A 23,443-nucleotide genomic window follows, 5' to 3' on the forward strand; every position below is an offset into this window, starting at 1 on the left:
CGCGCGGCCACCGCGATGCGCACCTGCCGTTCCAACCGGGGGGGCGTCAGCGCGACTTCCGCGATCGCGCACGCCCATCAGCGCGCCGCCGGCGCGGGGTGCCGCGGGTTCGTGCTCCGGCACCGGACTGGGCCAGGTAGACGATCCAACCGAGGACGGCCAGCCACACCCAGCTGATGAGCCGGTAGACCAGCACCGCGGCCGCGGCCGGCGCGGCCGGGAGGCCGAAGGCGACCAGCACGCCGAACAAGCCCGCCTCGGCGGGACCGGCACCACCGGGGAACACCTGCAGGGCGATGCTGGCCTGCACCACCAGGAACCCGGTGACCAGTGCGGCCCACGGCACCAGGTGCCCGGTCGCGGCGATGCTGGCGAAGAGGCTCGCGATGTCCAGGGTCCAGCTCATCGCCGCGAGGAAGAAGACCGCGATCCACCGCCGTCGGCTCGGACGCCAGAGGAGGACCTCGCCGGAGAGCTCGTGCCATGCCCGCGCCGCGCGCGATCGCCCGGCCGGCGCGGAGGTGCTCCCGCGTCGCCCGGCCGGGGCGCGGCCGAGGAGCGCCCACGCTCCCCACGCGGCGAGAAGCACGGCCACCGCTGCGGGCGCCGCGATGAAACCCGACACCTGACCGCTCCAGCCGAGTCCGAGCAGCCCCAGGACCAGCAGGGTCAGCATCGCGACGATCCCCGCCAGCAGCGAGGACCACGCGGCCAGGGCCACCGTCACCCGAAGCTGCCGCAGCCGGTACGTCGCATAGGCGAAACCGGCGGCGTTGCCGACGCCGGGCAACGTCGTCGACAACGCGTTCTCCGCGAAGTTGACCGCCTGCACCGTGCCGAACCGCAACCGGGCACCGCCCGTTCGCAGCAGAACGCGGTGCGACTCGCCGTACAGCACGAGCGCACCCGTGCCCAGCAGGATCGCGATCCCGACCCATCCGGTTCGGAGCGAGGCCAGCTCGAAGCCCAACCCGCGCGCATCCGCCGTCGCGGCCGGCAGCTGCCACGCCAGGAGGCCGAGCCCGATCAGCGCGACGCCCCAGCTCGCCAGCGCTCGCCACGCCTTGCGCCCGCGCCCCCGGGCCACCGCACGATCCGCGCTCGGCGCGGGGGAGAACCCCCGGCGCCCGGACAGCTCCGGGATGTCGCGCCCCGGGGGCTCCGCGGCCCGCGCCGAGGCGTTCCCGGCGCCCGAGCTGCCGTCCGCGCGAGCCTCGCGCGGCGCGGCTTCCTCCTGCGCGCGCAGCGGTGGTCGATCCTCGGTCCTCCGGGGCCAACGGTTCAACGCAGCTCCTCGACGAGGCACATCCCGCTCTCACCTCGATCGAGCGTCTCCGGTGTCCACCCCGCCCGGGGAGGGGCGAAAGTCACCGGCCGGGGCGCGCGGCGACCACCGCCGAGGTCCACTCCCGACCGGTGACTCGCGGCTCAGGTGGACGATGCGCGTTCGCCCGATCTCCCGGGGCCGTCCCGAAGCGCTGAGCCCTCGGCCTCCGTCCTCGGGAGCTCCGCGTCCGCCGGACCGGCGAGCAGTCGAACGCGCCGTTCCGATTCGCTTCCGGCAGGCGCGTCGCAGATGAGCAGGTGCTGGCCGGGAGCGTCCGGAACGGTGAAGCTGTGATATTCGAGGACGACCCGGCCGATTTCCGGGTGGTGGAGCGTCTTCGTCCGATGACTTTTCCCGATGACCGAGTGCGCGCGCCACATGCGCCTGAAATCAACGCTGGATTCGAGGAGTTCGTCGACGACGGCCTCCGTGCGCGACCTCGACGCGGACTTCCCCCACGCCTGCCGGAGAAATCCGACGGTGTCCGAGGCGACTCGCTCCCACTCGACGAAGAAGCTGGCGCCCGCGGGATCGCGGAATACCATCCGGGCGAAGTTGTCGGGATTCGCGAACCCGGAATGCAGCGCTCGTCCCAGCGCGTTCGCGGCCAGGATCTCCTGGGCGTCGTCGTAGACGAAAGCGGGGTTCTGGGACCAGCGGTCGATGAGCCCGCGCAGCGGCGCGGAAACGGACCGGGCGACGTGAGCGGTGGCCTGGGCCGGGTCCGCGCCGGCGAGGCGGTGCAGGTGAAGGCGTTCCTCTTCGTCGAGCCGGAGAACGCGCCCCAGCGAGCTCAGCAGCTGCGGCGACGGATGACGCTCGCGGCCCTGTTCGAGCCGGGAGTAGTAATCGACGCTGACGCCCGCCAAGGTCGCGACTTCTTCCCGCCGGAGCCCGCTGACGCGACGCCGCCCCCTGGGCAGTCCGACGTCGGCGGGGTCGACAGCGGCCCGTCGAGCGCGGAGATACGCACCCAGTTCCGTCCTCCGCTTCGGATCTGCTGCCACGCAGGCCGATGGTAGCGGCTCCGCGCGGCGCGTGAGGGGGTGTGCCGCACCCCCGCGCAACACGTCCTGCCACCTCGGTCCGGACGAACCTAGTTTCGTGCTGGGCACCAGCCAGGTGCCCGCGGCGGCAAGGTCCGCCGCGGACGGAGCGCAGCACCGAAGGAGACGCACTTGCCGAACTCGGCGCGAGAAGAGAAGAACCTCCAGATCGTCCGGGACGCCTTGCTGGAAGGAGCGCACGACTTCACGAAGTTCTTCGCGAAGATCTTCACGGAGGACACGAGGTGGGAGATCGCGGGGCACGGCCCGGTCGCCGGTTTCTACCACGGCCTGAAAGATCTGCACGACCGAGCCGAGGCCGCGCTGTTCGACCGGCTCCAACGCCCGCTGGAGATCAAGACCCGGGGGCTGTGGGCCGATGGGGACGACGTCATCGCCCGGATCGACAGCACCGGGATCGCGATCGACGGTGAGCCCTACGCCAACGGCTACCTCTACATCCTCACCCTGGAGAACGGGAAGGTCGTTTCGGGCGTCGAATGGCTCGACCTCCACGCCTATTACGAGATCGTGGATCGAGTTCAGCTCTAGAGGGACGAACCGGCGGGCGCGCCCACCGCTCGTGGGCGACCGGGCGCGCCGTCCTTCGTGCTTTCCGCCGTGGACGGTGCCGGTGCCGGAGCTGGCACCCCCGTCCGCGGCACGCTCGCCACCGCGGCCACCGAGCCCGATCGGCCAGCTGACCACGTCGCACCCGAGCTCATCCCTCAGCGAGCGCCCTGGGCGGTCCCACCCCGTGCGGTCCGGCCGCGGGAGGTCTTGTTCTGGCGTGTTCGCACGCTCGTGACGATCCAGGCGATCAGGGCCCCCAGGAGCAGGACCACGAGCATGACGGGACCGAGCAGGAGAGCGAGGGAGATTCCGACGATCAGGACTGTCTTGGTGGTGCGGCTCAGGTGGGCCACGGCTCCCTTGAGCCCCTCCCACAGGGGGTTCTTGCCCTGGATCGCCGCGGAGATGGCGTGTCCGATCCCGGGCAGGGCCTTCACGCTCTCCGAGAAGGTGTCGACGATCTTGCTGCCCCAGTCCTTGATCTTGGACACCAGTGCGTCGAAGCCTCTCCGGAGGAGACCGAGGCCCGGTATCCGTGCGCGGGCGGACATGGGCTACCCCCTGTCTCCCCTGCGAGGCTTCTCCTGCGACCGGCTCCGGCCCTGCGCCGGCTTCTCGGTTTCCCGGTCCTCGTCCTCCTCTTCTTCGTCCTCCTCTTCCTCGTAGTCCTCCTCGCCTTCTTCGCCTTCGCCTTCCTCCTCGTAACCCTCTTCGCCGGTGTCCTCGTAGTCGCCGTGCTCGGACTCCTCGGACTGGGCGGAACTCTCGCGTTCCTCCTCGAGCGCGTCCTCGTGCGTCTGGACGACCTCCGAATCGCGGATCTCGCCGCGCCAGCCTTCGATCTCGTCCTGCTCCAGGATCGTCCGCGTCATCATGTGCCGCTTGATCTGCTTGAAATCGGCGCGCGCGCGTCGGCCCTGAGCGCGCCAGAGGTTCGCCGTCTTCTCGAAGAAGCCCTGCGGGTGGTACTCGAGCACCATCAGGATCCGCGTCATCGAGGGCGCGAGCTCGTGGAAGGTGATCGCTCCGTCGACCGAGCCCTTCGCCCCCGTCGAGCGCCACACGATTCGGGTGTCGGGGATCTGCTCGGTGATCGTGGCCTCCCAGCTGCGGTGGGACCAGAAGATCTGCGCCTTCCAGTTGACCTTCTCGTCGGACTCCTGGTCGACGCTCTCGACCTTGCGGGTGAAGGTGGGGAAGTCCTGGAACTGCGTCCACTGGTCGTAGGCGACCCGCAGCGGCAACCCGACGTCGAACTGCTCGATGATGTTGACGACCTTCGCGTTGCTGCCGCCCGCACCACCCGTGTCGCCGCCGTCCCCGCCGTCTCCGTCGCCGCCGCCCCCACCCACGGCCTGCTTGACGGTCTCGGTCGCCTTGCTCGCGCCACCGCTCAGCCCGGAGGTGATGCTGGAGAGGAGACCGCCCTTCCCCTTCTCGCCGTTCTCCTCCTCCTCCTTGCCGGTGATGGCGCTGAGGAGTCCGGTGCCACCGCTCTCGGCGACCTCCGTGAGTCGGCCCGTCAGCGCGGTGACCTTGGTGTCGACCGTGCCCAACGCCCGTGAGACGAGGGCGTCGACGAGCCCTTGGCCTGACTTCTTGAGGGGATCGATCGGCAGCTCGCTCATCACCCTGCTCATCGATCCCTGCTTCTGACCGGTCTCAACCATGGCATCCCCTCGTCGTGCTGGTGCTGACCGCGACACGCCTCAGTCGCGACACGCGTCGGGTTCGGCCCGCGTGCCGCGGCACGCGGGGGGCCACGTGGCCACCGGCGCGTCCCGGGTCCGGGGCGCACCCAGACCGCGTTCCACGCGACGCGGCACATCGATCCGTCGGCCAGGTCGTTCGCGCCGTCGCCGCAACCTCCCCACCCCGGCCCACGGGCCGCCGTCCGGCTGCGGCTACCGCAGTAATGCCCGCCCTCCCCCGGGTCAAACAGATCACCGGCGGATCCGGGTCCTTCGACGTCCGTTCGCCCGTGGACGGCAGACCAGCGCACCTGGCCCGATATGGCGTCCGGGGTTGTGGGTACCCGGCCAACCGAGGCTTCGGAGTGCCGACCGACACAGGGGGTTGCGATGTCGACGCTGAGGACGGCGGTCGCGGTGGCCATCGGCTACCTGCTGGGCCGCACGCGCAGGATGAAACTGGCGATCGCGGTGGCGGGGATGCTGGCGGGCCGGCGGCTGTCGCTGGATCCGAAACAGCTCATGCAGCAGGGCACCAAGCTGTTGAACTCCTCCCCGGAACTCCAGAGACTCACCGGAGAGGTCAAGAACAAGGTCACCGGGGAACTCGGTGAGCAGCTGCTGCGAGCCGCCGCCAACGCGGCCGCCAGTGCGGCCACCAGCCGGGTCGACGCGCTCGCCGACAGGATCCGGGGCACCGGCGCGGGCGCCGTCGCCGACACCGCCGGGACCGCGGGCGCCGCCGGCAAGAAGGCGGCCGAGACGGCGACGGGTTCGCTCACCGACACCGCCAGCACCCTCCGAGGCAGGAAGCGGTCGGCTCGCTCGACCGAACCGGAAGCTCCCGAGGAGGGCGGCACCGAGGACGAGTACGAGGAAGAGGAGGCCGAAGCGAACGAGGCCGCGCGCGAGTCCGAGGACCGCGGCGGCGAAGAGCCGGAGGAGGCGGACGATCGGGCGTCCGAGGAGGGCTCCGCCGCCACCGGCCGGGAGAGCTCCGCTCGGCGAGCGACCTCGCGGGCTCGCACCGCGGCACCGCGGCGAACCCGGCGGCCGAAGTCTCCCGGCCAGTGATGCGCTCATCGGGGAGCGGGCCAGGTGAGGAACCCGCGCCCGTGCGGACCTCCGACTTCCGGTGAGTGGCCGTTGCCGGAGCGGTCCGGGCCGCGGTCGGCGCTGCGCTCCGGAGAACGGGCCGATGCGAGAAGAGGTAACGCGATGGCCGACCAGAATTTGGATCGCAACGATGAGGACGCGCGCTACGGGCGAGATCGCGAGGACGAGCCGGAGGCCGACGACGACGAGGAGACCGCCGTTCGCAACACCGCCGAGCCCGATGTCCTGCTGGACGTGCCGCTCCTGAAGGTCGACGAGATCAACCTGGAGGTCGAGAACGTCCGGGCGAAGGTGTCGCTCCAGGCCGAGGTGCTGGACCTGGTGAAGCTCAACGTCGGCGCGGACGTCTTCCTCGGGCGGGTCGCCTTGGAGATCAAGGGAGTTGAGGCGCAGGCCCTGCTGAAGGTCCGGCTCGACAACGTCGCGGGGATCCTGGAGCGCGTTCTCAAGACCATCGACAGGAACCCGCAGATCTTGGAGAACCTGACCCAGGGGCTCGGCGCGGCGGCGCAGGAGATCGGCGAAGGTGCTGGCAGCGCGGTCAAGGACGTCGGAGAAGGCGCCGGAAGCGCGGTCAAGGAAGTCGGCGAGGGCGCGGGCAGCGCGGTCAAGGACGTCGGAGAAGGCGCCGGAAGCGCGGTCAAGGACGTCGGCGAAGGCGCCGGAAGCGCGGTCAAGGACGTCGGCGAAGGTGCCGGAAGCGCGGTCGAAGACGTCGGCGAAGGCGCCGGAAGCGCGGTCAAGGAAGTCGGCGAGGGCGCCGGAAGCGCGGTCGAAGACGTCGGAGAAGGCGCTGGCAGCGCGGCAAAGGAGGTCGGTGAAGGCGCCGGGAAGGCGGCGCAAGAGGTCGGAGAGGGCGCGGGGAGCGCGGCCAAGGATGTCGGCGAAGGCGCCGGAAGCGCCGCCAAGGACGTGGGCGAAGGCGCCGGAAGCGCCGCCGAAGACGTCGGAGAAGGCGCCGGGAAGGCGGCGCACGAGGTCGGTGAAGGCGCCGGAAGCGCGGCCAAGGACGTCGGAGAGGGCGCGGGGAGCGCGGTCGAGGACGTGGGCGAAGGCGCCGAGAGCGCGGCCGAAGACGTCGGCGAAGGCGCCAGGAGCGCGGCCGAAGACGTCGGCGAAGGCGCCAGGAGCGCGGCCGAAGACGTCGGAGAGACCGCGCGAACCGCGACCGACGACTCGGCCGAAGGCGGCAAGCGGCCCGCCCGGAAGAAGGCGGACCGCACGGGCACGAGGAGGCCGAGTTCGGCGCAGCGCTCCGAGCGGCCCCGACCTGCCCGGCGGGAGAAGCCGCGATGACCGATTCCCGCCAGCAACCGGACATCGACTTCGTCGCGGTGGTGGAGGCCGAAGAACTGCGCTTCTCCGAAGCACCGGAATCGTGCGTGCGGTTCTTCGGCTCTTCCGAGTACGACGCCGATTCGGGCAGCGTCCGCCGCGGTCTGCCCGACAGCGTCGAGAACGACGTCACCTATCGGAGAACGAGGGTGGACTACCACATCCGGTCGACCCTCCTCGACCGCTTCCCCGACTTCCCCGAGCCGGGCTGACAGCAGCGGAGACGCTCGCCGCTGCTCAGTTCAACGCGATGATGGCGCCGTTCAGGGCGGTGGCGAACAGCGTCCACGCCAGGTAGGGCAGGAAGACCCATCCAGCCACGCGGTCCCGGCGCCAGAACAGGACCGCCGTGACGATGATCACCAGGTCCAGCGCGAGGATGTCGACCATCGCCGCCACCGGGAGTCCGAGCGCGAAGAAGAGCGGTGTCCACAGCGCGTTCAGGATCAACCCCACCAGGTACACCGACAGCTCGGTCCGGGCGTTGCCGATGGACCCCGCGGCCAGCCAGACCCGCCAGCCCGCGAACGCGATCAGCGCGTACAGGAGGCTCCACACCGGACCGAACAACCAGCTGGGAGGCGCCCAGGCGGGCTGCACCAGCGTCGCGTAGCTCTGGGCCGCCGAACCCGCGGACAGCGAGCCGGCCGCGGCTACCGCGGTCACGGCGAGCACGAACCCCACCGCGGCCGGAACGGCGCGCCTGGCGGGGACTCCGCGCAAATCCAACACACCCATCAGCGTCCCCCGCGATCGTCGAGCCGTTGCGTCCGCTCGCAAGACTAGGCCACCTCCCGCGCCGCACGTCGGCGCGCCGCGCTCGTCCCGGCGCGGGCCTGGCGCTCGCGGACTCGGGCCGACCCGGTCACAACTGGTCCAGCAGCCCCACCGCCAGGGCCCGGGCGTGCCGCAACCGGGTGCTGTCGCCCTCCAGGCCGGCGCGCGTCATGGCGCCCTCCAGGAGGAAGGCCAGGTGTTCCGCCGCGGCGCGAGCGGCATCGGGACGCTCGGGGGACAACGCCGCGGTGTGCCCGGCGATCAGGCGCTCGACTTCCTCCTTGTGCCGACGCACCAGGGCGCGCCCCTCGTCCCCGGCGGGCATTTCCGCGGCAGCGTTGAGCAGTCCGCATCCGCGGAAGCCCTCCCCGGCGGCACTGTCGAGGTAGGTGTCGAACACGGCCAGCACGGCGTCGCGGGGACCTTCCGCCCGCTGGAGGCGTGAGCGGTACTGGTCCAGCCACTCCTCGTGCCGGGCGTCCAGGTAGGCGCGGACCAGTTCGGCCTTGGAGGAGAAGTTGTTGTACAGGCTCATCTTCGCCACCCCGGCCTCGGTGGTGATCGTGTCGATGCCGGTCGCCGCGACCCCGTCGCGGTAGAAGCGCAGCGCCGCGGCGTCCAGAACTCGCTCCCGAGCCGGTCGCCGCCTCCCGGCGCCCGGTGCTCGTCCCGTCTCGTCCATCGGCCCCTCGATTCAACTAGGTAGACTGGTCTACCTAGTATAGGCTCCCGCCTGCTCGGCGATCGCCGGGCCTTCCCCGACGTCAGCTACCCGAGGAACGCACCATGACCCTCTTGACCGACAGCCTCATCGTCGACGGCGTGCGCCTGGCCTACCGGGATCGCGGCCAGGGCGAACCCGTGATCTTCATCCACGGCACCCCCTCGCACTCCCACGAGTGGCGCGATGTCGTACCGCGGATCGAGGCGGCCGGGTTCCGGGCCGTCACCTACGACCTGCTGGGCTACGGCCGCTCCGAACGGCCGGTGGACCGCGACACCTCCGTCGCCGCCCAGGCGGAACTCCTGGAACACCTCCTCGACGCGCTGGGCGTCGACCGGGTCAGCATCGTCGCTCACGACATCGGCGGCGCCATCGGTCAGCGCTTCTCCCTCGCCCACCCCGAGCGGGTGCGCCGTCTGATGCTCATCGACTCGGTCAGCTTCGACTCGTGGCCCTCCCCGACCTGGAAGAAGATCATCGAAGAGCACCTGGACGACGTCGCGGCCATGTCGCAGGACGAGTTCAACGCCCTGCTGACCCGGCAGCTCAAGATGACCGTCGCCGACGACTCGCTCATGTCCGGAGACGTCCTCCAGGCGTACCTGGCGCCCCACCAGTCAGCGCCGGGCCGCGTCTCCTTCTTCGAGCACCAGGTGCGCCACTACGACTCGACGTACACGGAGGAGATCAGCGACCAGCTCGGCCACCTGACCGCGCCCGTCCGCATCGTGTGGGGCGAAGAGGACCAGTGGCAGCCCGCGCGCTACGCGAAGCGCCTCAGCGATGCCATTCCGCACGCCGAGCTCGTCGTGGTCCCCGGCGCCGGGCACTTCCTCATGGAGGACGCCCCCGAACGGGTCGTGCGCGAGATCGGCGACTTCCTCGGCGCCCCGCTCCGGTAGCCGTGCGCGGGCGCGGCCCTCGCGGCGGCACGACGGGAGTGAACGGGCTCGGTCACCGCCAGCGTTCCGATGCCCGGCCGGTCCCGCGAGGGTCGGCGACATCGGGACGCATTCCCCCGCCGCGGCACGTTTCTCCCGCACGTCATCCGGAGATTCCGTGATGGGAGGCAGGTTCCTCCCGGGAAGGAGCTCGACATGGCACAGCGCTCCTCGCACGAGGCGTCGATGCGGGACCACCCGGACGTCGTGTCGTTGCAACGCCAGTACGGCGGGACGCTCGGCTCCCCGCAAACGGTCGCGGCGGACGGGATCGTGGCGCTCGCCGGACTCTGGGCCGCGTTGTCGCCCTGGGTGCTCGGGTTCAACGCCACCGAGCCCGCGATGCGGACCCACAACCTGATCTTGGGGCTGGTCGCCGTGGGGATCGGGCTGGGGGTCACGGGTCTGTTCGAGCGCGGCGGCGGGATCAGCTGGGTCCTGGTGCCGCTGGGCATCTGGCTGATCATCTCCACGTGGATCGTCCCGGCCGCGGCACCCACCGTCGGCATGGTGTGGAGCAACGTCGTCGCCGGAGCGCTCCTGGCCCTCGCCGGGGCCGGGACGCTGGGGATGGCTCTCCTCGGCAACCGCGCCCAGTAGCACGGCCGCAACACCGGGGGCGGGCCCGTCCCGCCCCCGGTAGGGCCGCGACGTCCGGCGCCCGATCCCGCTCAGGCTTCAGGTGGCGGGTGAGTCCTGGGCGAACATCTCGACGGCCAGTTCCATGCAGCGCAGGCGGGCCGGGGAGGCGTCGTAGGGCATCTTGCCCACGGCTTCGAACGCGCTCGTGGAGGCGGCCTCCGATCCGCCGGAGCTGAGGTCGGCCTCATCGTCGGCGGCAGCGGGGTGCGAGGCGTCCCAGGCGTCGAAGAGGGCGTCGTCGTCCTCGTCCAAGCCGGACTCCTCGATGGCGGTGTGCAGGGCGGTCTCGAAGGCGTGCCGCTCGACGGCCACTCGAACCACCCGCGGATCATCGACGGCGACGCTGTCGTCGAGTGCTTCCTCGGCCTCGTCCACGCGGTCGGATCGCTCCCGCAGGGCGGGATGCGTGGCCAGGACGAGGAAGCGGGTGGCCTGGACGGCCGCGCCGAGCGGGCCGAAGATCCGCTCGGTGACCAGCAGAGCGTCCAGGTCCTCCTGACGCAGGGAGCCTTCGGGCAGGCTCTTGAGGCGATCGGTGACGAAATCGGAGAGCAGGCCCATCCGGCTGCCTTCGGTGCGCATCCGCTGCACGGCGGTCCGCTGCCGCCCCAGTTCCGCCTCTCGCTGGGCGAGGGTCTCCTCCAAGCGCTCGAGGACACTCGTGATGCCGTCTTCGCCGTCCGCACCGGCGGAAGCCGTGCCGGTGGCCAGGGCGTCGCGGATGTCGTCGAGGGCGATCCCGGCGTCGGCCATCTTGCGAATCCACAGCAGGCGGATCATGTCCTCGTACCCGTACCGGCGGCGACCATCACCGCCCCGCTCGGGCTCGGGGAGCAGGCCGATCTCGTGGTAGTGGCGAATCGCCCGCGGCGTGGTGCCGGCGAAGGCCGCCGCGTCACCGATCTTGACCTGGCGGGGTGGCGTGAAAGACGAACGCATGAGCGGGGACCTCATCCTCCGGGGATCGGGACGTGGGCCACTGGACCACATGCCGCCGCGGAAGGTGCAACTCCGCGCGCGCCGCCCCGCTCCGACCTTCCCTTCCGGGGAGATCCCCCGCCTCGCATCTCGATCACGCCACGCGGGGCCCGCCGGGCCGGGCGGTGCCTCGGCGGCGGGCGGGACCGCGAGGCCGACGTGCGCGAGAGCTGATGCGGCACGACGCCGATTACCCGGCTGCCGAACCGGGTAGGTGGGGGCCAGAATCCCCGACCCGCCGCGGAGACGGGCGGGAGCGGCTCGGGAAACCGGTCGCCCCGCTCCCGCGCGAGCACGCACGACGACGCCGAGGAGGCGCGCATGTCCGACCAGCACTCCACTCCCCCGCCCCAGCAGCAGACCGCACCCGGGACGAGCGCGGCGATGGAGCCCGCGCCCCGGGACGAGATGGCGGACTACCGCGGACGGGGGCTGCTGGAGGGCAAGCGCGCGCTGATCACCGGAGGCGACTCGGGAATCGGCCGCGCGGTCTCGGTGGCGTTCGCGAAGGAGGGCGCCGACGTGGCCATCGCCTACCAGGCGGACGTGGAGGACGAGGACGCCGAACGCACCGCCGAGCTCGTCCGCGCCCAGGGCCAGCGGTGCGAGCTGCACAAGACCGACCTCGGCGAGGAGGCCGCCTGCCAGCGGCTCGTCGACGAGGTCGCCGAGCAGTTCGGCGGGCTCGACGTGCTGGTCAACCACGCCGGGACCCAGGCACCGGTCGAGCGGTTCACCGACACCACCACCGAGCAGTTCGACCGCACGTTCAAGGTGAACGTCTACGCCCCGTTCTGGCTCACCCGCGCCGCGCTCGCGCACCTGCCGGAGGGCTCGGCGATCGTGAACACCGGTTCGGTCAACGGCCTGCGCGGCAACAAGACGCTCATCGACTACGCCGCCAGCAAGGGCGCGGTGCACGTGCTGACGATGTCGCTCGCGCAATCGCTGGCGCAGCAGGGCATCCGGGTCAACTGCGTCGCGCCCGGTCCGGTGTGGACTCCGCTGATCCCGGCCACCCTGCCGGAGAGCTCCGTCGAGGGGTTCGGCCAGCACGTGCCGATGGGGCGCATGGCCCAGCCCGACGAGATCGCGCCCTCCTACGTGTTCTTCGCCGCCAACCAGCTCTCCAGCTACTACACCGGGGAGGTGCTCGCACCGGTCGGCGGTGAGACCCATCCCGGGTGATCCGCTCCGGGACGCGAGGCCCGGCTGCGGTGACGAGCAGCGGAACCACGAGAGGCGGTGAGCGACGAGCCGTGCCGGAACCCCCCGAGTACCCGTCCGCGGAGGAACCGGCGGACAGCGGGCCGGCGCACTGGTTCTTGACCGCGGACGAGCGCGGCAACCCGGCCACGGACCTCGACCGGCGGCACCCGGGCGGGAGCCCCTGGTCGGCGGGGAACTCGGTGCGGCCGCTCATCGACGGCACCGAGTACTTCACCGGCCTGGTGTCCGAGCTCAACGACGTCCGGGCCGGGGATCAGGTCTTCTTCGCGGCCTGGAGCGGAGTCCAGGACAAACCGCTCGACGGGGCGGGGACCTCGCTCGGCGCGCTGCTGCTGCGCGCCCTGGAGCTGGGCGCCTCGGTGCACGCCCTGTTCTGGTGGCCGTTCCTGACGCTGCGCCGGGACCTCGTCCCGGACAACCGGCGGTTCGTCACCGCGCTGCGGCACCGGGGCGGGGCCGCGCTGCTGGACCAGCGGGTGCGACCGTTCGGCTGCCACCACCAGAAGTTCCTGGTGATCCGCCGCCCGGAGGACCCGGCCTCCGACGCCGCCTTCCTCGGCGGGATCGACCCGTGCCCGAGCCGCCGCGACGACCACCGCCACCCCGGCGATCCCGACGTCCAGGCGTCCATGGACGGCCGCTACGGTGCGCGACCCGCCTGGCACGACGCGCACCTGCTGGTGCGCGGACCGGCGGTGGACGACGTCGAGCACTGCTTCCGGGAGCGGTGGTCGGACGCGACGGCGTCCCGGCGGGGGCCGATCTCGCGGACCCGGCGGTGGCTGGGCCCCCGGCGGGCCGACGGGCTCCCGGACCGCCTCCCGCCACCACCCCGGGCCGGGTCCAGCTCGGTGCAGCTGCTGCGCACCTACCCGGCCAAGCGACCGCCCTACCCGTTCGCCCCCGGGGGCGAGCGCAGCATCGCCCGTGCCTACGTGAAGGCGCTGCGCCGCGCCCGGCGGCTGGTCTACGTGGAGGACCAGTTCCTCTGGTCACCGGTGGTGGCCGAGGCGTTCGCCGACGCGCTGCGCCGCGAGCCCGGGTTGCGCCTGGTCGCCGTGGTGCCGCACCTCCCGGAGAAGGGAGGCGCGGTGGAGACGGCGACCAGCCGCGTCGCCCACGGCGCGGCGCTGGACGTGCTGCGCGCGGCCGGTGGGGACCGGGTCGACGTCTACGACCTGGAGAACACCGGCGACATGCCGATCTACCTGCACTCGAAGGTCTGCGTGATCGACGACAGCTGGGCCGCGGTGGGCTCGGCGAACCTCAACCGGCGCTCGTGGTCCTACGACTCCGAGCTCACCGCCGCCGTCGTCGACGAGGGCGGCGCGTTCGCCCGGGAGCTCCGGCTGCGCCTGTGGCGGGAGCACCTGGGCCGCGAGCACGACCTCGTCGCGGACCTGGCGGATCCGGTCGCGGGCACCGAGGTGCTGCGCCGGGCGGCCGCCGAGCTCGATCGCTGGCACGAGGGTGCCGGGGCGGGACCGCGACCTCCCGGCCACCTGCGGCGGCACTCCCGCCCGGTGACCTCCGCGCTGACCCGGGTGTGGGCGGTGCCCGTCGAGCGGGCCGTCGTGGACCCAGACGGGCGCCCGGCCGCGCTGCGCCGCCGCCACCGGTGGTGACGGGCGGCTTCCGCCAGCCGCCGGGGCGGCGGTCGCGGGCTAACCTTCGGAGGAGACCGCTCCCCCACCCCCGAGGCCCGGTATGCCCACCCCCGTCGGCTTCACCCTCGTGCAGCTGCGCTACTTCGTCACCGCGGCCGAGCGCGGTTCGATGACCGCGGCCGCCGACGAGCTGCGCATCGCGCAGTCGGCGGTCTCCTCGGCGGTCGCCAACCTGGAGCACGAACTGCGGCTCCAGCTGTTCATCCGGCACCGGGCGCGCGGCCTCACCCTCACCTCCGCCGGGGAACGGCTGCTGCACCAGGCGCGCGACCTGCTGACCCGGGCCCGCGACGTCGAGGCGGAAGCGCGCGGCAGCGGCGGCACCGTCACCGGGCCGGTGGCGATCGGTTGTTTCGTGACGCTCGGCCCGTACTACCTGCCCAGGCTGTTCGCCGCCTGCGGCGAGCACTACCCCGACGTCGAGCTGACCGTGGTGGAGGACGAGGCCGAACACCTGCACCAGGCGCTGCGGACCGGCCGCATCGACTTCGCGCTCACCTACGGGCTGGGCACGCCGACCGACGCCGACCTGCGGCGGGAGACCATCGACCTGGCACCAGCGCACGTCATCGTGCCGGCGGGGCACCGGCTCGCCGGGCGGGAGGCGGTGGACCTGGCCGAGCTGGCGCCCGACCCGATGGTGCTGCTCGACCTGCCCCACAGCAGGGACTACTTCCGCGAGGTCGTGGCGTCCTCGGGCACCGCGCCCGACGTCCGGTACCGCAGCCGGAGCTACGAGACGGTGCGGTCGCTCGTCGCCCAGGGGCTCGGGTACTCGATCCTCAACCAGCGGCCGCGGACCGCCCAGACCTACGGCGGCGGTGAGGTCGTCGCGCTGGACCTGCTCGGGAACCGACCTCCCCTGGAGGTGACGATCACGGTCGTCGGCGGTGTCCGGCAGACCGCGCGTTCCCGCGCCGTGATGGCCCTGTTGCGGGACGTGGTCTGACCGCGTCCGGAAACGCGCCTGGAACGATTCCGAAACCCGGGCGACATCATCTGTTCTTCCGTTCAGGCGCAGCGAAAACATCTATTGGACGAATCCTTCCCCCCGGCGTCAGTCTTGTCCGCACCGCGCCACCGGGACGTCCGGCGAGCGCGCTCGCCCACCATCCCGACATCAGGAGGCGCCCATGCCGACCTCGCACAACGGCCCGGCCGTTCCGGAGGCCGAGGCCGCCCCCGACGCCGCCGGGTTGCGGCGGAGCGTCGCCGCCGGGGCCGTCGGCGTGTTCGTGCACTGGTTCGACTGGGCCGCGTACGCCTACCTGGCCGACACCGTCGCGAAGGTGTTCTTCCCCGCGGGTGACGGCACCTCCGGGCTGCTGGCCGTGTTCGCCGTGTTCGCCGTGTCCTTCGGGATCCGCCCGATCGGCGCCGCCGTGTTCGGGCCGCTGGGCGACCGGATCGGCCGGAAACGGACGCTCTCGCTCGTCATCTTCCTGATGTCCGGTGCGACGCTGGCGATCGGGCTGCTGCCCGGGTACGCGTCCATCGGGATCGCCGCGCCGGTGCTGCTGGTGGTGCTGCGCCTGGTGCAGGGCTTCGCGGCGGGCGGCGAGTTCGGCAGCGCGGCGAGCTTCCTGGCGGAGACCGCGCCGCGCCGCCGCCGGGGCTTCGGCGTGAGCTGGCTGGAGGTCGGCTCGCTGCTGGGCTTCCTCGCCGGTTCCTTCGCGTTCCTGATGCTGTCGGTCGGGCTGAGCGAGACCCAGCTCACCGAGTGGGGCTGGCGGATCCCGTTCCTGATCGCCGCGCCGCTCGGCGTCATCGGCTTCGTCATCCGGAACAAGATCGAGGACACCCCCGAGTACCGCGCGCTGGAGGCGAACGACTCCGTGCCGCGCAGCCCCGCGCGGGAGCTGCTGCGCACCCATCGTCGCGAGCTGCTGCAGGCGGCCGGGTTGATGACGGCGATGCACGTGCCGTTCTACGTGGTGCTGACCTACCTGGTCACCTACGAGACGGACCACCTCGGGCACCCGGCGGGCAGCGCCGGTCTGCTGTCCACGGCGATCTCGCTGCTGGGCCTGGTGCTGGTGCCGCTGTTCGGCGGGTTGTCCGACCGGGTGGGGCGCAAGCCGGTGTTCATCGGGGCGACCGCGGCGCTGCTGGTCCTCGCCACGCCGGCGTTCCTGCTGATGCGGACCGGTCTCGTCGGGACGTGGATCGCGGGCCTGCTGCTGGGCGCGTGCCTGGCGGCGATCCTCGGCACCTACGCGGTGTGGTCGGCGGAGATCTTCCCGACGCGCACCCGCCAGAGCGGCCTGTCGATCGGTTACAACGTCACCGCCGCGCTGTTCGCGGGGACGGTGCCGTACGTGCTGACCGTGCTCATCTCCGCGACCGGCAGCACCCTCGTGCCCGGTCCGTACCTGATGATCTTCGCCGTCGGCGGGCTGGTGGCCGCGCTGACGCTGCGGGAGACCGCCGGGAACGAGCTGCTGCGGCCCGAGGACCTCGCCCCCGAGGCCACCGAGCCGAGCGCCGAACCGGCGCGGACGCGGTAGCCGCATCCGAAGAATCGATCCGGCGCAGCTGCAACATCTGTTGGACAGAAGGGTCGACGTCTTCGAGGATTTTCCCGCGGCAGCGGGGACGACTCGGAGCCGCCGATCGAGGGAGGTCGACATGTCAAGCGAACGGACCGAGGTGGTCGTCGTCGGCGCGGGCCAAGCGGGCGTCGCGATGAGCGAGCACCTCGGCGAGCAGGGGGTCCCGCACGTCGTCCTGGAGCGGGACCGCATCGCCGAGCGCTGGCGCACCGGGCGCTGGGACTCGCTGGTGGCCAACGGGCCCGCGTGGCACGACCGCTTCCCCGGCATGGAGTTCGCCGACGTCGCCCCCGACGAGTTCGCCACCAAGGACCAGGTGGCGAACTACTTCGCCGACTACGCCGCGAAGATCGACGCACCGATCCGCTGCGGCGTCGAGGTCACCTCGGTGCGCAAGAACGCCGGTGCTCCCGGTTTCCGGGTCGAGACCTCGGACGGCCCGATCGACGCGCGGTTCGTGGTGGCGGCGACCGGCCCGTTCCAGCACCCGGTGATCCCGCCCGTGGTCCCCGCCGACGCCGGGCCGGTGCAGCTGCACTCCAGCGACTACCGGAACCCCTCCCAGCTGCCCGAGGGAGCGGTCCTCGTCGTGGGGGCCGGTTCCTCGGGCGTCCAGATCGCCGACGAGCTGCGCCGCTCCGGCCGTCGGGTGCTGCTCTCGGTCGGACCGCACGACCGGCCGCCGCGCCGGTACCGCGGGCGCGACTTCTGCTGGTGGCTGGGCGTGCTCGGGTTGTGGGACGCGGACACCCCGCCGCAGGGCGCGCGGCACGTGACCATCGCGGTCAGCGGAGCGCAGGGCGGCCGCACCGTCGACTTCCGGGCCCTGGCCCGCACCGGCATCGAGCTGGTCGGCATGACGGAGTCCTTCGCGGACGGCGTGCTGCGCTTCGCACCGGACCTGGCCGCGAACATCGAGTTCGGCGACGCCCAGCACCTCGCGCTGCTGCGCGCGGCCGACGAGCACGCGGAGCGCAACGGGCTCGACCTGCCACCGGAACCGGAGGCGCACGTCCTCGGGCCGCTGCCCGCCAGCGCGACCGATCCGCGCCGGGAACTCGACCTGGCCGAGGCCGGGGTCGGCTCGATCGTGTGGGCGACCGGTTTCGCCACCGACTACGGCTGGCTCCAGGTCGACGCCTTCGACGAGAACGGGCGACCCGACCAGCGGCGCGGCGTGTCCGCGGAGCCGGGCGTCTACTTCCTCGGCCTGCCGTGGCTGTCGCGTCGCGGGTCGAGCTTCATCTGGGGCGTGTGGCACGACGCCCGGTACGTCGCCGACCACATCGCCACCCAGCGCGGTTACCTCGCGCAGCACGCCGCCGCGATCGCGGCCGACCACGAGAGCTGAAGGAGCCGACGATGACCTCCAACCCGGCGAGCCCCCCGATCGTCGCGGGCGGGCACACCCGGATCCGGCCGTTCAACACCCGCGACACCTACCCGGAGCAGGACCTGGACAACGACCTGTGCCAGGCCGTCGTCGCCGGGAACACCGTGTACGTGCGCGGTCAGATCGGCCAGGACCTCGACACCAGCGAGTCGGTCGGCATCGGCGACGTCGAAGCCCAGGCCGAGCGGGCGATGGCCAACATCGCGATGCTGCTGGAGGAGGCCGGTGCCCGGATGGAGCACCTGGTGAAGCTGACGATCTACCTCGTCGACCCGCGCTACCGCGAGGCGGTCTACCGCACCGTCGGGCGCTGGACCCGGGGCGTGCACCCCATCTCCACCGGGGTCGTGGTCTCCGCGCTGGCCCGCCCGGAATGGCTCGTCGAGGTCGACGCGATCGCGGTCCTCCCCGGAGGTGCCGAGTGACGTTCTCCGTGCTCGGCACCGACGGCCGCGGCGCCGTCGGGATCGCCGTGACCTCCTCCAGCCCGGCGGTGGCGGCCCGCTGCGTCCACCTGCGCGCGGGGGTCGGTGGCGCGTCCTCGCAGAACGTGACCGATCCGCGGCTGGGCACCGCGCTGCTGGACGCGCTGGAAGCCGGTGCCGGGGCGCGCGGCGCGCTGGACGCGGTGGTCGGCGGCAACGACCTGACCGAGCACCGGCAGCTCACCGTGCTGGACCTGGGCGGTGCCGGCGCCGCGCACTCCGGCTCCGCGTCGCTGGGCGTGCACCGGCACCGCGTCGGCGCGGGTGTCGTCGCGGCCGGGAACATGCTGGCGGCCCCCGAGGTCGTCGACGCCGTGGCCGAGGCGTTCGAGGGGTCCGCGGGCGAGCTGGAGCAGCGGCTGCTCACCGCGCTCGAAGCGGGGCTGGCCGCCGGTGGCGAGGCCGGACCGGTGCACTCGGCGGGAGTGTCCGTGGTCCGGGCGGTGTCGTGGCGCGAGACCGACCTGCGGATCGACTGGAGCGACTCCCCGATCGCCGATCTCCGCGCCCTGCTGGAGATCTGGCTGCCGCAGCGCGACGACTACGTGACCCGCGCGCTCGACCCGACCGCCGCGCCCTCCTACGGCGTGCCCGGGGACGAGGGATGAGCGCCGCGAAGCGGCACGCGGCCAACACCGTCGCCGCCGACGCCGACCGGCTCGTCCGGCTCTCCGAGCAGTTGCACGCCCACCCGGAGACGGCGTGGGAGGAGCACCGCTCGGCGCGCTGGGTCGCCGAATCCCTGGCGGAAGCGGGATTCGAGGTCACGCCGGGCTACCTCGGGTTCGAGACCGCGTTCCTCGCGACGTTCGGCAGCGGCCCGTTCCGGCTCGGGTTGTGCGCCGAGTACGACGCGCTGCCCGGGCTCGGGCACGCCTGCGGGCACAACCTGATCGCGGCGATCACCGTCGGCGCGGCGCGAGCGCTGGCCGGGCTGGCGGACGCGGCCGGCCTCACCGTCGAGGTCTACGGCACTCCCGCCGAGGAAGGCGGCGGCGGCAAGATCGAGCTGCTGGAGCGCGGGGCGTTCGCGGGTCTCGACCTGGCGATGATGGCGCACCCGGCACCCGTGGACGTCGCGGAGGCCGAGCCGTTCGCGGTCTCGCACTCCCACGTGTCCTACCAGGGCAAGGGGGCGCACGCGGCGGCGTACCCGGAGCAGGGCGTCAACGCCGCCGACGCGTTCACCGTGGCCCAGGTCGCCATCGGGCTGCTGCGCCAGCAGTTGCCGCCCAGCGTCCGGGTGCACGGCGTCATGACCAACGGCGGGGAGGCCCCGAACGCGATCCCGGCCCGCACCGAGGGCCGCTGGTACGTGCGGGCCGAGAGCCTGGGCGAGCTGGCCGAGACCGAGCTGAAGGTGCGGCGCTGCTTCGAAGCGGGCGCCCACGCCACCGGCACCTCCCTGGAGATCGTGCCGGAGAGCAAGCCGTACGCGGAGTTCCGCACCTGCCGCCCGGCGCTGGACGCCTACGTCCGCAACGCCGAGCGGCTCGGCCGCGCGTTCGGCCAGGACCCGGTGGCGCGGCGGATGAACCGTGCCTCCACCGACATGGGCAACGTCTCGCAGGTCGTGCCCGCGATCCACCCCTACGTGGGGATCGGGTCGCTACCCGCGCTGAACCACCAGCCGGAGTTCGCCGCGCACTGCGTCGGCGGCGACGCGGAGAAGGCGCTGCTGGACGCGGCGACCGCGCTGGCCTGGACCGCACTCGACGTCGCGGCCTGACCCCGTTCTCCGGTTCGAGCCCCGGCCGCCCCCAGCCGGGGCTCGAACCGGTCCCCCGCCCGGCGCGGGAGGCGCGTCAGCGGGCGCCGGGCACCGCGGCGCAGCGCCGCACGACGTCGCGGGCCGCCCGGTAGGTCTCCGGGGTCCGCACGCGGGACGGCGACGCGGCGGCCCTGGAGCTCACCGCCGGTCCGCGCTGAGCCCGGACGGGCCCACCGCCGGTGATCGAGCGCTCAGCTGGCGGCGGGGCTCGGGGTGCCGGCGTCCGGGTCGGTGGTGAGCGCGGCGGTGATCTCCTCGGCCGCCGGTGGCGCGTCCCGGCGCAGCGCTCCGATGGTGACGAACAGCAGCAGCGAGACCAGAACCGGCGAGACCACCGTGACCGCCTCGGGGAGGACCAGCGCGTACTTCGTGACCGCGAAGGTGAGCAGCCCGCCCGCCCACGAGCCGAGCGCCGCCGCCGGCCCCACGTACCGGAAGGGGCGCAACATGCCCAGCATCATCGGGATGGAGATCGGTCCGATCAGCGCGCCCACCCAGGCGACGATGATGCCCAGCACTCCGCCGAGGTTCTCCGCGTTGAGCGCCAGCACCACGCTCAGCAGCACGAACACCACCGTGAGCACTCGCCCGGCCCGCAGCGACTGGAGGTCGGTGAAATCTCGGGCGCGGCGCCAGACGTGCGGCAGCACGTCGCGGGTCATCACCGCCGAGATGGCCGTGGCGTCGGAGGCGGCCATCGCCATCGTGTGCGAGAAGACTCCGACCAGCACCAGGCCCAGCAGGCCGGCGGGCAGGAACCGCAGCGCCATCTCGGCGTAGACGTCCTGCGAGTCCGCCACCCGCACCAGCAGCGGAGCGGCGAACATCGGCAGCATCAGCACGATCGGCCACACCAGGTAGAGCCCGCTGGACAGCAGCGCCGTCCGCTTCGCCGCGGTGGAGCTGGGAGTGGCGATGTAGCGCTGCGCCAGGTTCCACATGCCGCCGTTGTACTCGAAGGTCTTCACGATCACGTAGACCAGCAGGAAGTACGCCGGATAGCTGCTCGTGGTCGGCGCGGTGTGGCCCTCGGGCAGCGCGGACCAGAAGTTCGCGTAGCTGAACCCGCGGTCCGCCAGCGCCACGCCGACGGCACCGATCATCGCGAACGCCGCGACGCCCTGGATGACGAACTGGCCGAGTTCGGTGAGCGCGTCGGCCCACAGCCCGCCCGCGGTGCAGTACACCAGCGTCACGGCAGCGGTGATCACGATCCCCCAGCCGAGGGGGACGCCGACGAACCTGTTGAGCAGCAGCGCGATCGCCGACCACTTCGCCGCCACGTCGAACACCTTCAGCAGCGACCCGCTCCACGCCAGCACCTGCTGGGTGGGAACGTCGTAGCGGCGCGCCAGGTACTCCAGCGGGGAGGCGATGTCGTAGTGGGTGCGCAGCCGGTTCCACTTGGGAGCGAACAGGAAAGCGCCGATCCCGGTCGCGACGGCCAGCGGGAACATGAACACGACGTAGGACACGACGCCCTGGTCGTAGGCGACCCCGGCGTAGGCGACGAACACGACCGCGCTGTAGCCGGACATGTGGTGCGAGATCCCGGCCAGCCACCACGGCATCCGCCCGCCCGCGGTGAAGAAGTCCGCGGTGTCGGCGACCTGCCGGTGCGCCCAGACGCCGATCGCCACCATCACCAGCAGGTAGCCCGCGATGACCGCCCAGTCCAACGGGTGCATGTCGATTCCCTTCCCTGGCCGGACTCGTCCGGCGCTCACTTCGTCGTGGGGGTGCCGTCGCGGGACGTCGCCGCGGGTGTCGCCGCTGCTCCCGGGCGGCGCGGAGGGCGTTCAACCTAGGCAGCCGCGGATCCGCGCGGCAATCAGTTGCCACTACTTGCCATCCGGGCCGGCGCGCGTCGCTCCGCCGTCGCCGACGTGGCCCGTTCAGCCCCGCCGCTCGGTCCCGAGCGGCGCGCGCTCGCGGGTCAGCTGAAGCGCCCCAGCTCCGCGTCGATCGCGGCCACCAGCTCGTCGTCGGCGCCCAGTTCGGGATCCAGTTCCGCGAGCGGCGCGCGGGCCCCGGACGCCGCCAACCGCACCAGCTCCGCCGCGCGGGCGTCCCGCACCTCACCGGTGCGCAGGTGAGCGGTCCACGCGGCCAGCACGGCGACCGCCGCCTCCGGCAGCCGACCGGCCGCCCGCTCGGCCCGCAGCACCGGGAGGACGCGCGCCGGGATCTTCTGCGAGCCGTCGGCGGCGATCTGCCGGAGCCGGTGCTCGATGGCCGGGGCCGCGAAGCGCCGCCGCAGCCGCTCGCGGTATTCGGCGAGCTCCGCCGCGGGCAGCGCGAGGTGCCGCGACGCGGTGTCCCACCAGGACTCGACCAGCCCGGCCAGCACGTCGTCGTCCACCGCTTCCCGCACCGAGCTCCGCCCGCGCGCGGGACCCGCGTAGGCGAGCAGGGTGTGCGCGCCGTTGAGCAGCCACAACTTCCGCCGCTGGTGCTCGTCGACGGAGCCGGTGAACCGCGCCCCCGCCCGCTCCCAGCGCGGCCGCCCCGCCGCGAAGCCGCCCGCGATCAGCCATTCCGCGAACGGCTCGGTCACCACCGGCACCGCGTCGTGCACCCCGGTGAGCTCCCGCGCGGCCCGCACGTCCTCGGCGGTGGTGGCGGGGGTGATGCGGTCGACCACGGTGCTCGCGATCGACACCCCCGTCTCCGCCCACGCGGCGAACGCCGCCTCCGACGCGGGGATCGACGCCCGCAGCGCCGTCCGCAGCACGTCCCCGTTGGCGGGCACGTTGTCGCAGGGCACGAGGGTGATCGGGGCGGCGCAGCGGCGGAACCTCGCCCGCAGCCCGGCGACCAGCCGGGCGAGCGCCGAATCCTCTCCCGGGGCGGACGGCCGGTAGGCCGCCTCGGTGACGGTGAGCGTGACCAGTGCGACCTCGGGGTCGGCGAGGTCGGCCAGCCACCGCTCGACGTCCCCTCCGGGATGGGCACGGCTGATCGAGGCCACGGTGCGCACCGCGGGACCCGCTGCTCCGCGCACCAGCAACGAGTACAGCCCGCCCTGCTCGCCCAGCGCCCGGGGCAGCGCGGTGCTGCGGAAGGTGTAGGCGGCGATGCCCCACTCGGGGTCGGCGGCGGTGTACCAGGCCTGGTGCGCGCGGTGGAAGCCGCCGAGTCCCAGGTGGACGGCCCGGACCGGTGCGGGTGCGTGCTCGCGGCGCAACCGCACGA

General features: G+C 72.7%; 23 protein-coding genes. 14 read left to right on the plus strand and 9 right to left on the minus strand.

Annotated features, from left to right (window positions below; all coding sequences use genetic code 11):
* Positions 1-46: 46 nt before the first annotated feature.
* Together ACL03H_RS15605 and ACL03H_RS15610 are read right to left on the minus strand one after the other, a co-directional pair.
* Complete coding sequence (locus ACL03H_RS15605) at positions 47-1,285, minus strand: lysylphosphatidylglycerol synthase transmembrane domain-containing protein (RefSeq protein ID WP_412811956.1); 1,239 nt, start codon at positions 1,283-1,285, stop codon at positions 47-49.
* Between the two features lie 143 nt (positions 1,286-1,428).
* Positions 1,429-2,334 carry a helix-turn-helix transcriptional regulator gene (locus ACL03H_RS15610; protein ID WP_412811957.1) on the minus strand — a complete coding sequence of 302 codons (906 nt, stop codon included), beginning with the start codon at positions 2,332-2,334 and terminating at the stop codon, positions 1,429-1,431.
* A 171-nt stretch (positions 2,335-2,505) separates the two neighbouring features.
* On the opposite strand from ACL03H_RS15610, the gene ACL03H_RS15615 reads away from it, so the two are divergent.
* Complete coding sequence (locus ACL03H_RS15615) at positions 2,506-2,925, plus strand: nuclear transport factor 2 family protein (protein WP_412811958.1); 420 nt, start codon at positions 2,506-2,508, stop codon at positions 2,923-2,925.
* Between the two features lie 176 nt (positions 2,926-3,101).
* Here ACL03H_RS15615 and ACL03H_RS15620 read toward each other — a convergent pair whose 3' ends face one another.
* The gene (locus ACL03H_RS15620) at positions 3,102-3,437 is read right to left on the minus strand and encodes a hypothetical protein (protein WP_412811959.1); all 336 of its coding nucleotides are present in this window, start codon (positions 3,435-3,437) and stop codon (positions 3,102-3,104) included.
* 63 nt (positions 3,438-3,500) lie between these two features.
* Positions 3,501-4,616 carry an SRPBCC family protein gene (locus tag ACL03H_RS15625; RefSeq protein WP_412811960.1) on the minus strand — a complete coding sequence of 372 codons (1,116 nt, stop codon included), beginning with the start codon at positions 4,614-4,616 and terminating at the stop codon, positions 3,501-3,503.
* A 411-nt stretch (positions 4,617-5,027) separates the two neighbouring features.
* Here ACL03H_RS15625 and ACL03H_RS15630 point away from each other — a divergent pair, with 411 nt between their 5' ends.
* The 3 genes from ACL03H_RS15630 to ACL03H_RS15640 all read left to right on the plus strand — a co-directional run bounded on the left by ACL03H_RS15630 (position 5,028) and on the right by ACL03H_RS15640 (position 7,300).
* Positions 5,028-5,711 (plus strand): hypothetical protein, encoded by a 684-nt coding sequence (locus tag ACL03H_RS15630; RefSeq protein ID WP_412811961.1) that lies wholly within the window; start codon positions 5,028-5,030, stop codon positions 5,709-5,711.
* Between the two features lie 144 nt (positions 5,712-5,855).
* Entirely contained in the window at positions 5,856-7,049 is a 1,194-nt protein-coding gene (locus tag ACL03H_RS15635; protein ID WP_412811962.1) for a putative sodium/potassium/calcium exchanger, read from the plus strand.
* A complete protein-coding gene (locus tag ACL03H_RS15640; RefSeq protein WP_412811963.1) occupies positions 7,046-7,300 on the plus strand; it encodes a hypothetical protein in 255 nt (84 codons plus the stop codon). Before ACL03H_RS15635 ends, ACL03H_RS15640 begins: the two co-directional genes overlap by 4 nt.
* 25 nt (positions 7,301-7,325) lie before the next feature.
* On the opposite strand, the gene ACL03H_RS15645 is transcribed toward ACL03H_RS15640, so the two are convergent.
* Both ACL03H_RS15645 and ACL03H_RS15650 read right to left on the minus strand, forming a co-directional pair.
* Positions 7,326-7,826 (minus strand): TspO/MBR family protein, encoded by a 501-nt coding sequence (locus ACL03H_RS15645; RefSeq protein WP_412811964.1) that lies wholly within the window; start codon positions 7,824-7,826, stop codon positions 7,326-7,328.
* Between the two features lie 127 nt (positions 7,827-7,953).
* Complete coding sequence (locus ACL03H_RS15650) at positions 7,954-8,547, minus strand: TetR/AcrR family transcriptional regulator (RefSeq protein WP_412811965.1); 594 nt, start codon at positions 8,545-8,547, stop codon at positions 7,954-7,956.
* Positions 8,548-8,651: 104 nt separating this feature from the next.
* Here ACL03H_RS15650 and ACL03H_RS15655 point away from each other — a divergent pair, with 104 nt between their 5' ends.
* Both ACL03H_RS15655 and ACL03H_RS15660 read left to right on the plus strand, forming a co-directional pair.
* Entirely contained in the window at positions 8,652-9,491 is an 840-nt protein-coding gene (locus tag ACL03H_RS15655; RefSeq protein WP_412811966.1) for an alpha/beta fold hydrolase, read from the plus strand.
* Between the two features lie 195 nt (positions 9,492-9,686).
* Positions 9,687-10,130, plus strand: coding sequence for an SPW repeat protein (locus tag ACL03H_RS15660; RefSeq protein ID WP_412811967.1), 444 nt, complete (start codon positions 9,687-9,689; stop codon positions 10,128-10,130).
* Between the two features lie 78 nt (positions 10,131-10,208).
* On the opposite strand, the gene ACL03H_RS15665 is transcribed toward ACL03H_RS15660, so the two are convergent.
* On the minus strand, positions 10,209-11,111 hold the full coding sequence (locus ACL03H_RS15665) for a MerR family transcriptional regulator (RefSeq protein ID WP_412811968.1): 903 nt from the start codon (positions 11,109-11,111) through the stop codon (positions 10,209-10,211).
* A 360-nt stretch (positions 11,112-11,471) separates the two neighbouring features.
* Between ACL03H_RS15665 and ACL03H_RS15670 the strand changes: the two genes are divergently transcribed.
* The 8 genes from ACL03H_RS15670 to ACL03H_RS15705 all read left to right on the plus strand — a co-directional run bounded on the left by ACL03H_RS15670 (position 11,472) and on the right by ACL03H_RS15705 (position 20,206).
* On the plus strand, positions 11,472-12,338 hold the full coding sequence (locus ACL03H_RS15670) for an SDR family oxidoreductase (RefSeq protein ID WP_412811969.1): 867 nt from the start codon (positions 11,472-11,474) through the stop codon (positions 12,336-12,338).
* A 71-nt stretch (positions 12,339-12,409) separates the two neighbouring features.
* Complete coding sequence (locus ACL03H_RS15675) at positions 12,410-14,005, plus strand: phospholipase D family protein (RefSeq protein ID WP_412811970.1); 1,596 nt, start codon at positions 12,410-12,412, stop codon at positions 14,003-14,005.
* 82 nt (positions 14,006-14,087) lie between these two features.
* The gene (locus ACL03H_RS15680) at positions 14,088-14,996 is read left to right on the plus strand and encodes a LysR family transcriptional regulator (protein WP_412811971.1); all 909 of its coding nucleotides are present in this window, start codon (positions 14,088-14,090) and stop codon (positions 14,994-14,996) included.
* A 184-nt stretch (positions 14,997-15,180) separates the two neighbouring features.
* Entirely contained in the window at positions 15,181-16,554 is a 1,374-nt protein-coding gene (locus ACL03H_RS15685) for an MFS transporter (RefSeq protein WP_412811972.1), read from the plus strand.
* A 121-nt stretch (positions 16,555-16,675) separates the two neighbouring features.
* Entirely contained in the window at positions 16,676-17,950 is a 1,275-nt protein-coding gene (locus ACL03H_RS15690; RefSeq protein ID WP_412811973.1) for a flavin-containing monooxygenase, read from the plus strand.
* 11 nt (positions 17,951-17,961) lie between these two features.
* A complete protein-coding gene (locus ACL03H_RS15695) occupies positions 17,962-18,417 on the plus strand; it encodes a RidA family protein (protein WP_412811974.1) in 456 nt (151 codons plus the stop codon).
* Positions 18,414-19,085: a DUF1028 domain-containing protein gene (locus ACL03H_RS15700; RefSeq protein WP_412811975.1), complete on the plus strand. Its 672-nt coding sequence runs from the start codon at positions 18,414-18,416 to the stop codon at positions 19,083-19,085. The genes ACL03H_RS15695 and ACL03H_RS15700 overlap by 4 nt, the downstream gene beginning before the upstream one ends.
* A complete protein-coding gene (locus ACL03H_RS15705) occupies positions 19,082-20,206 on the plus strand; it encodes a M20 family metallopeptidase (RefSeq protein ID WP_412811976.1) in 1,125 nt (374 codons plus the stop codon). Before ACL03H_RS15700 ends, ACL03H_RS15705 begins: the two co-directional genes overlap by 4 nt.
* A 233-nt stretch (positions 20,207-20,439) precedes the next feature.
* On the opposite strand, the gene ACL03H_RS15710 is transcribed toward ACL03H_RS15705, so the two are convergent.
* Together ACL03H_RS15710 and ACL03H_RS15715 are read right to left on the minus strand one after the other, a co-directional pair.
* Positions 20,440-21,936 carry a sodium:solute symporter family protein gene (locus ACL03H_RS15710; RefSeq protein WP_412811977.1) on the minus strand — a complete coding sequence of 499 codons (1,497 nt, stop codon included), beginning with the start codon at positions 21,934-21,936 and terminating at the stop codon, positions 20,440-20,442.
* Positions 21,937-22,184: 248 nt separating this feature from the next.
* Positions 22,185-23,441 carry a mannitol dehydrogenase family protein gene (locus ACL03H_RS15715; protein ID WP_412811978.1) on the minus strand — a complete coding sequence of 419 codons (1,257 nt, stop codon included), beginning with the start codon at positions 23,439-23,441 and terminating at the stop codon, positions 22,185-22,187.
* Positions 23,442-23,443: the final 2 nt, after the last annotated feature.

Source organism: Saccharopolyspora antibiotica (assembly GCF_047200635.1).
GTDB lineage: Bacteria > Actinomycetota > Actinomycetes > Mycobacteriales > Pseudonocardiaceae > Saccharopolyspora_C.

Bases quoted from the DNA above. Each gene is read 5' to 3' on its own strand.
- ACL03H_RS15625 (WP_412811960.1), bottom strand. From the start codon at position 4,616: ATGGTTGAGACCGGTCAGAAGCAGGGATCGATGAGCAGGGTGATGAGC.
- ACL03H_RS15630 (WP_412811961.1), top strand. From the start codon at position 5,028: ATGTCGACGCTGAGGACGGCGGTCGCGGTGGCCATCGGCTACCTGCTG.
- ACL03H_RS15635 (WP_412811962.1), top strand. From the start codon at position 5,856: ATGGCCGACCAGAATTTGGATCGCAACGATGAGGACGCGCGCTACGGG.
- ACL03H_RS15640 (WP_412811963.1), top strand. From the start codon at position 7,046: ATGACCGATTCCCGCCAGCAACCGGACATCGACTTCGTCGCGGTGGTG.
- ACL03H_RS15645 (WP_412811964.1), bottom strand. From the start codon at position 7,826: ATGGGTGTGTTGGATTTGCGCGGAGTCCCCGCCAGGCGCGCCGTTCCG.
- ACL03H_RS15650 (WP_412811965.1), bottom strand. From the start codon at position 8,547: ATGGACGAGACGGGACGAGCACCGGGCGCCGGGAGGCGGCGACCGGCT.
- ACL03H_RS15655 (WP_412811966.1), top strand. From the start codon at position 8,652: ATGACCCTCTTGACCGACAGCCTCATCGTCGACGGCGTGCGCCTGGCC.
- ACL03H_RS15660 (WP_412811967.1), top strand. From the start codon at position 9,687: ATGGCACAGCGCTCCTCGCACGAGGCGTCGATGCGGGACCACCCGGAC.
- ACL03H_RS15665 (WP_412811968.1), bottom strand. From the start codon at position 11,111: ATGCGTTCGTCTTTCACGCCACCCCGCCAGGTCAAGATCGGTGACGCG.
- ACL03H_RS15670 (WP_412811969.1), top strand. From the start codon at position 11,472: ATGTCCGACCAGCACTCCACTCCCCCGCCCCAGCAGCAGACCGCACCC.
- ACL03H_RS15680 (WP_412811971.1), top strand. From the start codon at position 14,088: ATGCCCACCCCCGTCGGCTTCACCCTCGTGCAGCTGCGCTACTTCGTC.
- ACL03H_RS15685 (WP_412811972.1), top strand. From the start codon at position 15,181: ATGCCGACCTCGCACAACGGCCCGGCCGTTCCGGAGGCCGAGGCCGCC.
- ACL03H_RS15690 (WP_412811973.1), top strand. From the start codon at position 16,676: ATGTCAAGCGAACGGACCGAGGTGGTCGTCGTCGGCGCGGGCCAAGCG.
- ACL03H_RS15695 (WP_412811974.1), top strand. From the start codon at position 17,962: ATGACCTCCAACCCGGCGAGCCCCCCGATCGTCGCGGGCGGGCACACC.
- ACL03H_RS15705 (WP_412811976.1), top strand. From the start codon at position 19,082: ATGAGCGCCGCGAAGCGGCACGCGGCCAACACCGTCGCCGCCGACGCC.
- ACL03H_RS15710 (WP_412811977.1), bottom strand. From the start codon at position 21,936: ATGCACCCGTTGGACTGGGCGGTCATCGCGGGCTACCTGCTGGTGATG.